This window comes from Pseudomonas syringae pv. tomato str. DC3000 (assembly GCF_000007805.1).
In the GTDB taxonomy this organism is placed as follows: Bacteria; Pseudomonadota; Gammaproteobacteria; order Pseudomonadales; family Pseudomonadaceae; genus Aquipseudomonas; species Aquipseudomonas avellanae.
In genome coordinates this window covers 2,701,778-2,717,122 of record NC_004578.1, presented here as the reverse complement: position 1 = coordinate 2,717,122, position 15,345 = coordinate 2,701,778, and the positions used below count along the sequence as shown (strand labels likewise).

At 57.7% G+C, this 15,345-nt stretch carries 12 protein-coding genes and 1 pseudogene; 9 read left to right on the top strand and 4 right to left on the bottom strand.

What is annotated here, in order from left to right; all coding sequences use genetic code 11:
* Positions 1 to 4: 4 nt before the first annotated feature.
* A complete protein-coding gene (locus tag PSPTO_RS12765) occupies positions 5 to 1,558 on the top strand; it encodes an IS66-like element ISPsy5 family transposase (RefSeq protein WP_003409202.1) in 1,554 nt (517 codons plus the stop codon).
* Positions 1,559 to 1,603: 45 nt separating this feature from the next.
* Positions 1,604 to 1,897, top strand: a pseudogene (locus PSPTO_RS12760) (DUF4198 domain-containing protein); the annotation flags it as partial.
* Positions 1,898 to 1,993: 96 nt separating this feature from the next.
* Here the strand turns inward: PSPTO_RS12760 and PSPTO_RS12755 are convergent.
* From PSPTO_RS12755 to PSPTO_RS30055, 3 genes are all read right to left on the bottom strand, one after another.
* Positions 1,994 to 2,608, bottom strand: coding sequence for a GAD-like domain-containing protein (locus PSPTO_RS12755; protein WP_011104019.1), 615 nt, complete (start codon positions 2,606 to 2,608; stop codon positions 1,994 to 1,996).
* Positions 2,605 to 4,095, bottom strand: coding sequence for a polymorphic toxin type 15 domain-containing protein (locus PSPTO_RS12750; RefSeq protein WP_046463451.1), 1,491 nt, complete (start codon positions 4,093 to 4,095; stop codon positions 2,605 to 2,607). The genes PSPTO_RS12755 and PSPTO_RS12750 overlap by 4 nt, the downstream gene beginning before the upstream one ends.
* A gap of 401 nt (positions 4,096 to 4,496) precedes the next feature.
* On the bottom strand, positions 4,497 to 4,733 hold the full coding sequence (locus PSPTO_RS30055) for a hypothetical protein (RefSeq protein WP_011104016.1): 237 nt from the start codon (positions 4,731 to 4,733) through the stop codon (positions 4,497 to 4,499).
* 584 nt (positions 4,734 to 5,317) lie between these two features.
* Here PSPTO_RS30055 and purU point away from each other — a divergent pair.
* The 7 genes from purU to PSPTO_RS12710 all read left to right on the top strand — a co-directional run bounded on the left by purU (position 5,318) and on the right by PSPTO_RS12710 (position 14,311).
* A complete protein-coding gene (purU, locus tag PSPTO_RS12740) occupies positions 5,318 to 6,184 on the top strand; it encodes a formyltetrahydrofolate deformylase (RefSeq protein WP_007246877.1) in 867 nt (288 codons plus the stop codon).
* Positions 6,181 to 7,083 carry a bifunctional methylenetetrahydrofolate dehydrogenase/methenyltetrahydrofolate cyclohydrolase FolD gene (folD, locus tag PSPTO_RS12735; RefSeq protein ID WP_011104015.1) on the top strand — a complete coding sequence of 301 codons (903 nt, stop codon included), beginning with the start codon at positions 6,181 to 6,183 and terminating at the stop codon, positions 7,081 to 7,083. Before purU ends, folD begins: the two co-directional genes overlap by 4 nt.
* Positions 7,065 to 8,306 carry an FAD-dependent oxidoreductase gene (locus PSPTO_RS12730; protein WP_007246879.1) on the top strand — a complete coding sequence of 414 codons (1,242 nt, stop codon included), beginning with the start codon at positions 7,065 to 7,067 and terminating at the stop codon, positions 8,304 to 8,306. Before folD ends, PSPTO_RS12730 begins: the two co-directional genes overlap by 19 nt.
* A gap of 13 nt (positions 8,307 to 8,319) precedes the next feature.
* The gene (locus PSPTO_RS12725; RefSeq protein ID WP_011104014.1) at positions 8,320 to 8,625 is read left to right on the top strand and encodes a sarcosine oxidase subunit delta; all 306 of its coding nucleotides are present in this window, start codon (positions 8,320 to 8,322) and stop codon (positions 8,623 to 8,625) included.
* Positions 8,622 to 11,528, top strand: a complete 2,907-nt coding sequence (locus tag PSPTO_RS12720; RefSeq protein ID WP_011104013.1) for a 2Fe-2S iron-sulfur cluster-binding protein — start codon at positions 8,622 to 8,624, stop codon at positions 11,526 to 11,528. Before PSPTO_RS12725 ends, PSPTO_RS12720 begins: the two co-directional genes overlap by 4 nt.
* Before the next feature lie 3 nt (positions 11,529 to 11,531).
* A complete protein-coding gene (locus tag PSPTO_RS12715; RefSeq protein ID WP_011104012.1) occupies positions 11,532 to 12,104 on the top strand; it encodes a sarcosine oxidase subunit gamma in 573 nt (190 codons plus the stop codon).
* 266 nt (positions 12,105 to 12,370) lie between these two features.
* Complete coding sequence (locus PSPTO_RS12710; RefSeq protein ID WP_011104011.1) at positions 12,371 to 14,311, top strand: methyl-accepting chemotaxis protein; 1,941 nt, start codon at positions 12,371 to 12,373, stop codon at positions 14,309 to 14,311.
* Between the two features lie 125 nt (positions 14,312 to 14,436).
* Here the strand turns inward: PSPTO_RS12710 and PSPTO_RS12705 are convergent, their stop codons facing one another.
* Positions 14,437 to 15,321: a LysR family transcriptional regulator gene (locus PSPTO_RS12705; protein ID WP_005771227.1), complete on the bottom strand. Its 885-nt coding sequence runs from the start codon at positions 15,319 to 15,321 to the stop codon at positions 14,437 to 14,439.
* Between the last annotated feature and the right edge of the window lie 24 nt (positions 15,322 to 15,345).

Sequence of the window (15,345 nt, the reverse complement as noted above, 5' to 3'; positions counted from 1 at the left end):
GGGCATGCGACCATTGCCCGACAACCTTCCTGACGATCCCGTATTGCTCAAACAGATGCTGCTTGAGAGCTACGAAGCACGCTCGCGCGAACAGGAAGTTAAAGACGCCTACGCCACTCACATCGTTGATCTCAAAGAGCAGATCAAGCTGCTGCGTGACCGTATTTTTGGTCGAAAGTCCGAACAAACCGTCGAGCCTAATACCCCTCAACTTGCCTTGTTCAATGAACCTGAAAGCGAGCCTATGCTCCCGGTCGGCGATGCTGATGAGGAAGTAGTTGCTCCTGCGCCACGCCGTGGCAAGCGCAAGCCACTGTCGGCTGATCTGCCGCGCATTGAAGTCATCCACGAGCTGCCCGAACACGAACTGACCTGTGCCTGCGGTTGCCGCAAGCATGTCGTCAGCGAGGAAACCAGCGAGCAACTGGATATCGTGCCGATGCAGATTCGGGTGATCAAACACATCCGCAAAGTCTACGGCTGTCGTGGCTGTGAGTCGGCACCGGTCACAGCCGGCAAGCCTGCGCAGTTGATTGAAAAGAGCATGGCCAGCCCCAGCGTGTTGGCCATGCTGCTGACCACCAAGTATGTCGACGGCTTGCCGCTGCATCGTTTTGAAACGGTGCTAAGCCGACATGGCATAGAAATCCCGCGTCAAACGTTGGCCCGCTGGATTATCCAGTGCGGCGAACATTTGCAGCCGCTGTTAAATCTGATGCGTGATCGATTGCTGGAAAGCCCGGTCATCCACTGTGACGAAACCCGCGTTCAGGTACTGAAAGAACCAGATCGAGACCCGACCAGCCAATCCTGGATGTGGGTACAGGCCAGCGGGCCTCCAGATCATAAAGTCGTATTGTTCGACTACACTTCCAGCCGCGCGCAGGACGTACCGTTACGGCTGCTGGAAAGTTATCGCGGCTATGTGATGACTGATGATTACGCGGGCTATAACGCGCTGGCGTTACAACCGGGCGTGGAGCGCTTGGCGTGTATGGCCCATGCGCGGCGCAAATTTGTCGAAGCACAAAAAGTGCAACCTAAGGGCAAGACCGGGCGTGCCGATATCGCGCTGACGATGATCAATAAGCTGTACGGTATCGAGCGCGAATTGAAAGACGGCAGCGACGAACAGCGCTTTACCGGTCGGCAGGAGAAAAGCCTGCCAATCTTGGCTCAGTTGAAAAGCTGGCTGGATAAAACTCAGTCCCACGTGACGCCGCAAAGCGTGCTGGGCAAGGCAGTTGGTTATCTGGCGAATAACTGGAGTCGGCTGAAGCGTTACGTGGAAGCCGGCTTTTTACCGATCGACAACAACCCGGCAGAGCGCGCAATAAAGCCGTTTGTTATTGGGCGCAAAGCCTGGCTGTTCAGCGACACGCCTAAAGGCGCCACCGCCAGTGCACAGATCTATAGCTTGGTCGAGACCGCCAAGGTCAACGGCCAGGAGCCCTATACGTGGCTGCGCCACGTACTGGAGAGGTTGCCACTTGCGCAGTCGGTGGCCGACTATGAGGCGTTGCTGCCGTGGAACTGCTCACCGGAAATGCCAAGATAAACGGAAGCCGCATCTGATGGTAGGTGTGGTTGGTGGATCGCTTACATCGTGCCACAGGCTGACCCATTGAAAGTCGGCGTGGGCAAACCTTTGCCAGTGCGCGTGTTGATCGACGGCAAACCCGCCGCCGGCATCAAGCTGATCGGCGACTACCGCAGCGCGCCAGATGTCGTCAGCGCCGAAACCGACGCCCAGGGCGTGGCCAGCGTCATCGTGCGCAACGCAGGGCTGAACATCATCGCTGCCGAAGTCACGCAAACGGTCAAAGACAACGTCGATATCGCCGAGCGCGGCCTGTTTACGTCACTGACGTTTATCGGTGAGGCGCATCACGACTGATCTCGTTAAACGCTGCATCCCAATATGATGAGTATTGAGATGCAGTGCGAAGATAGCCCACTGCACTCAAACAGCGCCAAGACAGCACAGTACTGACTAGCGACTCAACTGATGAAGAATAGTCAGATGAACTTCAAGGTCCAGCTTCACCAGATTCTGTAGCGTTATAGAGCCCCCTAGAACCAGAGCCGGTTGAAACCCATACATCTCATCCTCATTCAAACACCCGAGCTTTTGTACCGCGCGCTCAAACAACGGGATGCCGTCATGATCCTCCATATCAAAATCTTCCCGATCAGACATGGCAAAGAATGACTGGATAGCCAGATCAGGGTCATCGCATCGAATCTCGGCTTCATCCGCCAATGAAACTATATAGTCGCCCGGGCAAGACACGATGATTTTTCTGCCGTACTTTTCACCCCAGGCATACAGATCACCGAACGCACTTCGTGCAATGACATGATAATTATCAATACCGGAAAATTTTGTACCGGAAAGCCACATATCGAGTAGGTGCTTATATTCATCCGGATTTACTGTCCAGAACAAACCATCCGCATAACCACACCAGCCTTCGCTGCGCCAGTAATCAAGCAACACATCCGGCAAGACACCTTTGTATTTGTCGATGACCGACTCTGATGCAGGACAAACCTTTACGGGTTCGCCCATTGCGTCAACGAATATCTCAAAACTTTCGTCTCTCACGGCGTAGTTGCTCCCCTTAACACATTAAGCCTTACATTTAATTTCGCGCCACCATTACCGTCAAGCATAGCACTGTCAACAGCGTCATCCAAGGCTTTCAGCCGACTAGACCAACTTCCCCCAATAGAAGAGTTTACACTTGAACTCCCCATCCTAACGGGATCTGGACTTAACCAGCCCCCGGCTACCATATCTGGCTCGTGAAGTGCTGCGACAGTTGATTTTATTTCCTTCGCCCGCGCTTTAGCCTGGATTATAGCCTCCCTGACATCAACACCTTTTTTCACAAGAGATTTTTGGATTTTCTCCGCCACCTCTCTCTCCATCTGCTTGCCCATTCTACGCTGCATAGCGTCAGCAGCAGGGTTCCTACCAAGGTTCTTGTAGGAGTCTCTTGCTGACTTGAACTCTTCAGCTGTCATGTTATTTATTGCATCTTGTTGCGCTCTCAACTGAGCACTATAAGTCTTTAAATACTTCTGCCTCTCAACCAGAGACATTTCTTTGAGGCGTGGATTATCGTATGGATTGAAATCTTTTATTTCTAACTCTTCAAGTCTTTCGAGACGCTTAGCTTTAGGCTGCGACCTCGGCGTTTCAGCCCCCTCATCGGTCTGCTTAAAGTTAAATTTAGGTGAATCTACAGGTTGAAATTCCGGATGAGCCAAAAGCTTTTTTTCGTTTTTTGCCAACCAATCTGCCAGCCTACGATTCGAAATATCGCTTTGAAGTTTTGCACTACGTGCTGCGAGATTATCTACACCTCCCATAAGGCCAGACTTAATCTGCCCTCGCGTCAAGTAGGTCACTATAGCGGTTAACAATAACGTCACAACCTGCTCTTGCCCACGGGCTAAAAGCCTAGAAGCTGACTCAATAGCATATTCCCTGCGAGCCATAGAGCCGCCGGTAGGATCCACCCCTGCGAATTTTTCTTGCTCTGCACTCCAAGCAGTAGTTATACCATCCTGAAGTGTCAACAGGCATTCAGGCAAACCTCTATAAAAGTATTCAGCAATTGAGTATAAACCTAATCCAGAAAGAACTAGACTACCGACTTGAAGCCCTATCCCCCCTCCCACTACCAAGCCAGGTACAGCACCAACCCCTAAGAAAAACCCTCCCGCCACACCACCTACTATTGAGCCGATAGCCACGCTACCACCCAGTATTAAAGCCACCTCTCTCGAAATTTGTACCAACACATCGACAATTTGTTCAATATCAAGATCGGCCCAACGCCGTCTCAGACGTCCTAAAACTATTGGATATGAATTGTTAAGCGCCTCTTTGACAGAATCAATACGCCCCCCATCCAAATAACCATAAGTCCTATCAAAACCAGAGCTGATACGCCTTGTAAAGCCATGCCATTCCGGCTCAGCCTGAGCCCAGGACCGGTTAAAAGCCTGATTCAGATCATCAAATTTATCAGCGAGATTTCTTTCTATCTCATCCCAGCGCGGAACATCTTTTAATATCATCATATGCGCAACACATCCATTACCAAGCTGAGGACTCACATTCCATGGTCGAATACCGTTTGCACGTCACGGATGCCCTTAATGCAATTTAAAGCAAAGAGATCGCTATAGAAAGCTAGCCTCCGCTCAAAAATGTGAGCGCATCGATATTTTAGATACATCTGTGTATATTTCCCCCAACGAAGGGCTCCCAATGCCAAAGTGGTCGCCACATTGCGCCACGAAAATCTGTGCACACCGCATTCTCTAACGGCAACCCACCATGGCTGTCAGGCTGTTTGGTGATTACCAGAGTGAACCGGAAGTAGTCAGCTCCGAAACTGACACCCAAGGCTTGGCCAGCGTGATGCGCTACAAAGGGCTGAGCGCCATCGTCTAAGCTAGTCTGGACCCGACCGGCAACCTCAAATCCCCGGCTTGCGAGCACAAGCGTCACGCATGACGTCGCCGATATAGATGCCTGTGGACTGTGTGCGCTCCTCGTCCGGGCGTTGTTGCAGGGTATCAATATCGACCTCATCCGCTGTCGCCACGCCCAGGGTGATGATGCGTGGCAGGCAGACAAGCACGATGTAGCCCAGGCCATAGGAGTTGTCAGGCGTTTGTAAGATACATTCCGCACGTAAGCTTTCGACTGCCATTCCGGCCTTGGCAAGAATGCTGTGCAGGTTGAAAGCAATGTGCAGATCCGCACCTTCGCGCGCGATCAGCTGCAGCCAACCCTACGCTTTTCTGTGCAGGGTAAAGGCATCGATACTGGCCGGCGCGAGCGTGGTGTCGTGTTCCTGAAAACCATCACGCCTTCTGGGCGAAGATGCTTTGCGAATACTGTTACTGCGGCAACGGCATCAACCTGATACATGAGGACACGCATTCCGTCGGTAATACCTGCATCGGTGGAAGTCGTGTCTGGTACTGGTCATGCCACGGGCTCCAAAGATTTGCTGAGTCTGAGGCAGATCGCCCCACTAAGCACAATGTGTACTCGTGCCGTGGCTTGACGAGACAGCCTGATCACGCTCAGCCCGACGATTAAGCAAACCCATATTCCCTTCGATAAACAAAGTTTCCAGAAACCTCTGGACGCTGCATTTCCTTTCGCCTATAAAACAGCATTCAAGAATATTAAATTCCTGTAGAGAATTTTATTCGATGGAGATGAACCTCCATAGCTGACCTTTTTCGCCTTTGTAATGAGCTGCCGCCACCCTCCAGAGGACAAGCCATGCAACACGAGAAGAACCATTTCATCCTGAAGATCAGCTGCCCGGCGACTTCCGGCATTGTCGCGGCGGTGACTTCCTACCTGGCTGGCAACAGCTGCTACATCGGTGAAATGGCCCAGTTCGATGACGAGTTCAGCGGTACCTTTTTCATGCGCGCGGTGTTTCGCTTCAACGATGGTCACGACGGCGATATCCAGCAGTTAAAGGCCGGATTCGATGCGGTGGCCAAGGACTTTGCCATGCAGTGGGAGCTGCATGACACGCGTCGGCCGATGCGTGTGCTGTTGATGGTCAGCAAGTTCGATCACTGCCTGACTGACCTGCTGTATCGCCATCACAAGGGCGAAATGGACATGACCATCACCGCCATCGTGTCCAACCACCTGGACTTGCGAGCAATGGCCGAGCGTGAGGGCATTCGCTTTATTTACCTGCCCGTGAGCAAAGACACCAAGGCCGCGCAGGAAGCTGCGCTGATGAAAGTGGTCGATGAAACCGGCACTGAACTGGTGGTGCTGGCGCGTTACATGCAGATTCTCTCAGATGACTTGTGCAGGCAGCTTGCAGGCCGGGCGATCAACATCCATCACTCGTTTCTGCCGGGTTTCAAGGGCGCCAAGCCGTATCACCAGGCTTACGAGCGTGGCGTGAAGCTGATTGGCGCGACCGCGCATTACGTCACCAGCGATCTGGACGAAGGCCCGATCATCGAGCAGGAAGTGCAGCGTGTCGATCACGTTTACCTGCCGGATGATCTGGTCGCCGCAGGCCGCAACAACGAAACCATCGCGCTTTCCAGGGCGGTGAAATACCACTTGGAACATCGGGTGTTTCTCAACACGGACCGAACGGTGATCTTTCGATGAGCGCGCGCATCATCGACGGCAAGGCCGCAGCCGCCCGTGTGCTGGGACAGGTCAGAGACGACGTGCACACCTTGAAAGCCGAAGGCATCGAACCGGCTTTGGCAGTCATCCTTGTCGGTAACGACCCCGCCAGCGAGGTGTATATACGCAACAAGATAGTGCGCGCCGAAGAAGCCGGCATTCGCTCGCTGGAACACCGTCTGCCGGCCGACTGCAGTGAAGCGCGCCTGCTGGCGTTGATCGCCGAACTCAATACTGATCGCTCGGTGAACGGCATTCTGCTGCAACTGCCGCTACCGGCCCATATAAACGAAGCCCATGCGTTGCAGGCCATCGCGGCAGCCAAGGATGTCGACGGTTTTCACAGTGAAAACGTCGGCGGCCTCAGCCAAGGGCGCAACGTATTGACGCCCTGCACGCCCAGCGGCTGCATGCACTTGCTCAAAGAGACCTGCGGTGACCTGACCGGCAAGCATGCGGTGGTGATCGGTCGCTCCAACATTGTCGGTAAACCGATGGCCGCCCTGCTGCTGCAAGCCCACTGTTCGGTGACCGTGGTGCATTCGCGCAGCACTGACGCCAAGGCCTTGTGCCAACTGGCGGACATCGTCGTTGCGGCGGTTGGCCGGCCGCGCATGATCGATGCTGGCTGGTTGAAACCCGGCGCGGTGGTGATCGATGTCGGCATCAACCGTATCGACGATCAAGGCCGCAGCCGCCTGGTGGGCGACGTCGATTTCGATAACGCACTCGATGTCGTTTCCGCCATCACCCCGGTGCCCGGAGGCGTCGGGCCGATGACCATCGCTTTTCTGATGAAAAACACAGTCACCGCTGCCAGACAGCAAGCCCACGCGCAACGCAGCCAATCGGAGGCCGTATGCCTTTCAATTTACTGAAATACGGGCTCAGCTCGGAGTACCCGGTCGAGGTGGATCTGCCGGCGCCCAAGGAACTCAAATCCTCGTATGACGTGGTGATCATCGGCGGCGGCGGTCATGGGCTGGCAACCGCTTACTACCTGTCGAAATACCACGGCATCACCAATATCGCGGTGCTGGAAAAAGGCTACCTGGGCGGCGGCAACACCGCGCGCAACACCGCCGTGATCCGCTCCAACTACCTGACCAGCGAGGGCGTGAAGTTCTATGCCGAGTCAGTGAAGATGTTTCAGGGCCTGTCCAACGAATTCGATTTCAACATCATGTACTCCGAGCGCGGCCAACTGACCCTGGCGCACACCGACGCCACGGTGCGTTCGTTCCGCCAGCGCGCCGAGGTCAACAAACATTTCGGCGGCCGTACCGAGATGATCGACCGCCAGCAGATCCGCGAACTGGTGCCGAGCCTCAATCTGGACCCTGGCCATCTGCCGGTATTGGCAGGCTTGTGGCACATCGACGGTGGCACCGCGCGGCACGATGCGGTCGCCTGGGGCTACGCCAAGCAGGCCGCCAAGCGTGGCGTGGAGATTCATCAACTGACCGAAGTGCAGGAACTGGTGATCGAGAATGGCACCATTACGGCGGTGAAAACCAATCGCGGCACCCTCCAGTGCGGCTGCGCGGTGCAGGCGGTCGCGGGCATGAGCTCGCAGATGATGAAAAAGGCCGGTATTCGCTCGCCAATCCAGACCTTCCCGCTGCAAGCGATGGTCACTCAGCCTTTCAAGCCCTTTCTCGACCCGCTGGTGAGTTCGTCCGCCCTGCACTGCTACGTGCAGCAGACCAGCCGTGGCGAGGTGGTGTTCGGTGGAGGCTCGGACCCGTACCCGCTGTTCAACAGCCGCTCGACGCTGGACCTCAAGGAAAGCCTGCTGGCTCATGCCATCGAGATGTTTCCGTTTCTGGCCAACGCCAAATTGATGCGCCAATGGGCCGGTATCACTGACATGACCCCGGATTACAGCCCGATCATGGGCCTGTCACCGGTCAAGAATTACTACCTGGACGCAGGCTGGGGCACCTGGGGGTTCAAGGCCACGCCGATCTGCGGCAAAACCATGGCAGAGCTGGTGGCCAGCGGCGGCAAAGTGCCGGAGCTGATCAAGCCGTTCGGCCTGGAACGTTTCTCGACCTTTGAGCAAGTCAACGAAATGGGCGCCACAGCGGCCAGCCACTGACGGAGAGCGACACATGAAAATCATGACTTGCCCGCTCAACGGGCCGCGCAACATCAGCGAGTTCACCTACGGCGGCGAATTCAAACCCATGCCCGACCCGCAGACCTGCAGCGATGCCGAATGGGCCGACTACGTGTTCAACAGTGAAGACACCCTGGGCGTGGTGCGTGAATGGTGGATGCACACCCCGACCAATTACTGGTTTCTGGCCGAACGCCATACCGGCAGCGACGAGATCATTCGCACCTTCGACCCGAGGGAGATCTTCACCACTCGCATGGACTTCGCCCCCGCCCCTTCCAAGGAGATCGCAGGATGAACACCCCCGCCCGCCTGCCCGCGCCCATGGGCCTGCTGATCGATCGCAACCAGCCGCTCACGTTCAGTTTCGACGGTAGAACCTATCAGGGCCTACAAGGCGACAGCATTGCCAGCGCCCTGTTGGCCAACGGTCGTTTTCTGCTTTCGCGCTCGTTCAAATACCGCCGCCCGCGTGGCCCGCTGACCATGGCCGGACAGGACGCCAACAGCCTGATCCAGTTGCCTCACGAGCCCAACGTGCTGGCCGATACCTTCGCGCTGCACGAAGGCCTGCAGGCCAACGGGCAGAACTTCAACGGCTCGCTGGACAACGACAAGGATGCGTACCTGGGCAAGTTCTCAAAATTCATGCCGGTGGGCTTCTATTACCGATCCTTCTACAAGCCCAAAGGCATGTGGAAAATCTGGGAGCCGATCATTCGCAAAAAGGCCGGTCTGGGCGTGCTGGACCTGAATTTCCAGCCTGAGTATTACGACAAGGCCTATCTGTTCACTGACCTGGCGGTGATCGGCGCAGGGCCTGCCGGGTTGCAGGCAGCGCTGACTGCCGCCAACGCCGGGGCCCAGGTGTTGCTGATCGAGCAGCAGCCCATTCTCGGCGGCTCGCTGACCTACGCGCGCTTCGATATCGACGGCCAGCGTGCCGAACAACTGCGCCTCGAACTGGTCGCTGCGGTAGAAGCACACGACAATATTCAGGTGCTCAAACAGGCCACGTGCAATGCCTGGTTTACCGACAATTACCTGCCGGTGATTCAAGGCAAGCGCCTGTACAAAGTGCGCGCCACGCAATGCCTGGTGTGCAGCGGTTCTCTGGATCAGCCGGTGATTTTTCGTAACAACGATTTGCCCGGCGTGATGCTGACCAGCGCCGTGCAGCGCCTGATGAAGCTCTACGCAGTCAAGCCGGGCAAACGCGCGGTGGTGCTGACCGGCAATGATGACGGCTACCTCGCCGCCCTGGATTTGCACGATCAGGGCGTGGAGGTGGTCGCCGTTGCCGACATGCGCACCAACCCAGCGGATCGAGAATTACAGCTCGCCCTGGAGAAGCGCGGCATCGCGTGCCACATGAGCACCACGGTCTACGAGGCGCTGCACGAAAAAGGCATGCGCCATGTCAGCGGTGCCGAACTGCGCAAGATCACCGGTCAAGGCCAAGTGGCCAATCATGGCTTGAGTGTCGAGTGCGACCTGCTGTGCATGTCGGGCGGCTACATGCCGGTCTATCAGTTGCTTTGTCAGGCGGGCGGCAAGCTTGCCTACGACGATCAACAGGCCGAATTCACCCTCAGCGGCCTGCCGCAGAACCTGGGCATTGCAGGCTCGGTCAATGGCTATCACGTGCTGGATAACGTGCTGGCAGACGCTACCCATGCCGCCGGCGGAATGCTCTCGGCGCCAGGCCTGGAACCCAACCAAAATCCGCCTGCGTTGCGCCCTGAAGCAAAGGTCAATTTCAGCTGGCCGATCTTCCCGCACCCCAAGGGCAAGGATTTCGTCGATTTCGATGAAGACCTGCAAGTGCGCGACATCGTCAACGCCACGCGCATCGGCTACCGCGACATCCAACTGGTCAAACGCTACTCCACGGTCGGCATGGGCCCGTCGCAAGGCCGCCACTCTGCGCTGCCGACTGCACGCCTGGTGGCGGCGTCAACCCAGCGCAGCATCAGCGAAACCGGCGTGACTACGGCGCGTCCGCCCTTCGAGGCCGAGAAACTGGCGCACGTGGCGGGTCGCGCCTTCGACCCGTACCGCCAGACGCCCATGCATCAACGGCACGTGCAGGCAGGCGCGAAAATGATGCCCGCCGGGATCTGGCAGCGCCCGGCGTTCTACGGCAAGCCGTCGCGACGTGATGCCTGCATGCAGCAGGAAGCCCTGCACGTGCGTAACAAGGTCGGCATCATCGACGTCTCGACCCTCGGCGGCCTGGACATACGCGGCCCGGACGCCGCCGAGCTACTCAACCGTATGTATACCTTCGCCTTCCTCAAGCAGCCAGTCGGGCGTTCGCGCTATGCATTGATGACCAACGAACAGGGCGTGGTGATCGATGACGGCGTGTGTGCACGGTTTGCCGAACAGCATTTCTACGTCACCGCCACCACCAGCGGCGTGGATCGTATCTATCAGCAGATGCTCAAGTGGAACGCGCAATGGCGTCTGAACGTGGACATCACCAACGTCACGGCGGCCATTGCGGCGGTCAACGTGGCAGGCCCGGATTCACGCAAGGTGCTGGCGCAGGTGTGCAGCGATCTTGACCTGTCTACCGAGGGTTTTCCCTATCTTGGCGTGCGGCAAGGCACTGTTGCAGGCATCAAGGCACGCTTGCTGCGAGTCGGCTTCGTCGGCGAACTGGGCTACGAGATCCACGTTGCGGCGCGGCATGCCCTCAAGCTGTGGGATGCGCTGAGCGAAGCGGGCAAGGCGTTCGACATGCGCCCTTTCGGCGTCGAGACCCAGCGTCTGTTACGCCTTGAAAAAGGCCATGTGATCATCAGTCAGGACACCGATGGCATGACGCATCCCGGCGAGATCGACATGGGCTGGGCGGTCAGTCGAACCAAGCCGTTCTTCGTCGGCCGCCGCGCGGTGGACATCCTCGAAGCCTTGCCGCAAAAGCGCAAACTGGTCGGTTTCACCCTGCCCAAAGCCAGCCCGCTGCCGCTTGAGGGCCATCTGGTGCTCAAAGGCGCGGACATCAGCGGCAATGTCACCTCCTGCGAGTACTCGCAAACCCTCGACATGATTATCGGCATGGCCTACGCCGCGTTCGATCAGAGCACGCCCGGCCAGCAGATTCCGATCCGCGTCGAAGACGGCGTGGTGGTTCAGGCCACCGTCGTGAAACTGCCCTTTTTCGACCCTGAAAACCAGCGCCAGGAGCTCTGAACCATGACCAGTCTTACCACAGACCGCCCTGTCGAACTTGATGCCACCTCACTTTGCACACTGGAAGACCTGACCGACCTGCCACGCGTGGGGTTTCGCGGTGCGCAAACGGCCGACTACCTGACCGCACGCGGTTTCAGCCTGCCCGAGACGCCCAATCGCGCCATTACCCAGCCCGACGGCAGCCACGTTGCTCGTCTGTCACTGACCGAGTACCTGCTGTTGGGCAGCCGGCTTGATCAAGGGCAGCGTATCGCCGATGAAGAAGCTCGCTGGGAACTGGACCACAGCGCCAATTACCTGCTGCCCCGTGAAGACAGCCACGCCTGGCTACAACTGAGTGGCGCGTGCATTGCGCAGGTGATGGCCAAAGTGTGCGGCGTGGACCTGCGCCCGCAGGCCTTCGGCCCCGGCTCGGTGGCGCAGACCTCGGCGGCGCGGATCAACGTGATCGTCATCAACGTCGGTGCAGAAACCGGGCCTCGTATGCAGATTCTCTTTGATCGCGCCTCGCTGGCGTACTTCAAGGACGCGATGCTGGACGCCATGACCGAGTTTGGCGGGCGCTGCCTGTAAAAATCGACTTACCTGTCAGGGCGTGCGGCACGTCCCTGACCCAGAAACGACAAACATACCCGTTAGCGCCATCCTGCCTAAAGAATCCTGGCAACAAGCCGTTGCATTCTCGGTAGACCATGAGACAAAGCTCCGGGTGAAGGCTCGGCGCGACAGACTGCAGCCATGCAGCCATGCAGCCATGCAGCCATGCAGCCATGCAGCCATGCAGCCATGCAGCCATGCAGCGCCCGACACTTGCGGTAGTAATAGACTCCGGAGCTCAAATGAATATCAAACAGAAATTGACGTGGGCTTTCGCAGTGATTGCGTGTTTGCCCATCGTGGTCGTGGCTGCAATTGTAATTGTGAACCTGCGCGACAAGGCGACCAGCGACTTTGTCGACAGCAGCGGGCGGGAAATTCGTCAGGTCGACAACGCCATGCAATTGTTCTTCGACGGCATCACGCAGAACGTCAACTACATCGCTGCGCACCCGCTGATCGCCGGTGCAAGCGATGACTTTCGTAACTATATGGGCGCCGCCGCTACCGCGCAGTCGGAAAACGACAGACAGGCCACCGAGCTGTTCGCCAGCATTGCCAAGGCCCACCCGGCCTACGCCTACGTTTCTTACGGTCTGATCAACGGCAGCTACATCATGACGCCGGACGACCCGAAAATGAGCAACTACGACCCGCGTGTCCGGCCGTGGTACAAGACCGCAATGGCCAATGCAGGCAAGACTGTGCGCAGCGATGCGTACTACTGGGCCAACGATGATGCGGTGCTGGTCAGCACCATCCGGGCGATCCCCAACAAGCTCGGCAACCCCGGTGGCGTGGTCAACATCGACGTGTCACTCAAGCAACTGACCAACATCGTCAAGCAGATCAAGCTGGGTGAAAGCGGCTACCTGATGCTGATGGAAAAGAACGGCACAGTGCTGGTCGCCCCCAAACAGCCAGAGCATAACTTCAAGAAGCTGGGTGAACTGGGCGACGGTTTCGCCGAACTGGCAAAAACCGGCAGTGGTCTGGTCGAGTTGACGCTCAATGGCGAGCGTTACATGGCCAACGTCTACCCTTCCGAGCAACTGGGCTGGAACTTTATCGGCCTGATCAAGCAAGACGAAGTGATGGCCTCGGCCACTCGCCTGACCTGGCTGATCGGCATCATCGCTGCCGTGCTGGCGCTGGTGTTCGCGATTGTCGGGGCAAGTTTTGCCAGTGTCATCGTGCGTCCGATCCATAGTGTTTCCACTGGCCTTGAAGGCATTGCCGGTGGCGAAGGCGACCTGACCCAGAACCTCGCCGTGCGTGGCACCGACGAAACCGCGCAGCTGGCGGGCTGGTTCAACAAGTTCCTCACTGCAATTCGCAACCTGATCCAGCATATTGGTCAGGCCGCCGGGAAAATTCTCGAGGCATCGCACAGCTCCACCCGTGTCTCCAACGACATGGCCGAAGCCGCCGGGCGTCAGCGCGAGGCGGTGGACATGGTGTCAACCGCCTTCCATGAGATGGTCGCCACCTCCAACGAAGTCGCCCGCTCCTGCAGCCAGGCCGCCGATTCCGCCGACAGCGGTCAGCAACAGGCCCGCGAAGGCCAGCGGCAGATTGATGATGCGGTGCGCAGCGTTGATCAGTTGAGCGAAGAACTGGCCCGCTCAGCCAAGGACATGACCCAGCTGGAAAAAGACAGCACGGGCATTCAGTCGATTTTGAACACCATCCGCTCGATCGCCGAACAGACCAACCTTTTGGCCCTCAACGCAGCCATTGAAGCGGCGCGCGCGGGTGAACAGGGTCGCGGCTTTGCCGTGGTGGCCGACGAAGTTCGCGCGCTGGCCAAGCGCACCGCCGACTCTACTGCCGAGATCGACAGCCTGCTGGGCAACCTGGCCAGACGCACTGCTTCGGTGGCGCAACAGATGCATTCCAGCCTTGAAGTGTCGCAGCAGTCGGTGACCAAGATCGGGCAGGCACGTAGCAGTTTTGGGCAGATTCGTGAGTCGGTGGATGTGATTCGCGACATGAACACCCAGATCGCAACTGCCGCTGAAGAACAGCATCAGGTCGCCGAGGACATCAACCGCCACATCAGCCAGATCCATGGCGATGCTCAGTTGATCGCCGACCTTTCGGACTCGGCCCGCGCCGACTCCAGAAGCCTGGAGACACTGTCCAGCGAACTCGACGGCCTGGTGCGCAAGTTCAAGACTTGATGCGTAGCGCGGCGGTAACCGCCGCTATCGTGCGACACAGAGCATAGAGAACTGCATTCCTGCTGGAGCGTAGGCAACGATAACCCACTATCGTGCGACGCTCCGCGTCCGGTCTTGAGCAGGCCTCACCCTCTCGCAAACCACTCAGCCAGAAAATCCAGCAGGGTACGCAGGGTCGCTGACTGGTGATGCCGTGAGGTGTAGATCGCGTGTATCCCCAGCGCGCGTGGCTGATAGTCGGGCATCAGCGCAATCAACTTGCCGCTGGCAATCAACGGCGCTACCGAATGCACCGGCTGCAAGGCAATACCCGCGCCTGCCGCTGCGGCTTCCAGCAATACAACTGAATCGTTGGCGCTGAGGTTGCCGCCCACCGGCACACTGAGCTGCGTGTGCTGACGGGTGAACTCCCATAGGCTTTTACCGAAGTAGGAATAGGTCAGGCAATTATGAGCGCTCAATTCCTGCGGCCTGGACGGCGTGCCGTGTGCAGCGAGGTACGCCGGCGACGCGCAAACCCGCGAATCGCAATGCCCCAGCGGTCGAGCGATCAGGTTGGGGTCCAGCTGATTGGTGATGCGGATGGCCAGATCGATGCGTTCACTCACCAAGTCCACCGCTTCATTGCCGATCTGAAAATCCACCGACGTGCCGGGATAGCGCTGCAGGTAGGCGGTGACCGCCTGCGCCAGGACCGCCTGCGCCAGGGACTGTGAGCAGGCAATGCGCACCATGCCGCGCGGTTCGTCGACGTGTGTGTCGGCGGCCAGAGGCACGGCATCGGCCAGCTCCAGCAACTGCTGGCAACGCAGCAATGTCGCCTGCCCCGGCGCCGTCAGCCCAAGTTTACGGGTGGTGCGGTGCAGCAACCTTGCGCCCGCCCAACGTTCCATCTGCGCCAGATAGCGGGTGACCATCGCTCTGGACATATCCAGCGTTTCGGCGGCAGCGATGAGGCTGCCGCGTTCGTTGATGGCGATGAACACCCTCGCCGCCGTGATGCGATCCATTATTCGTCCGATTCAAGCAATCTA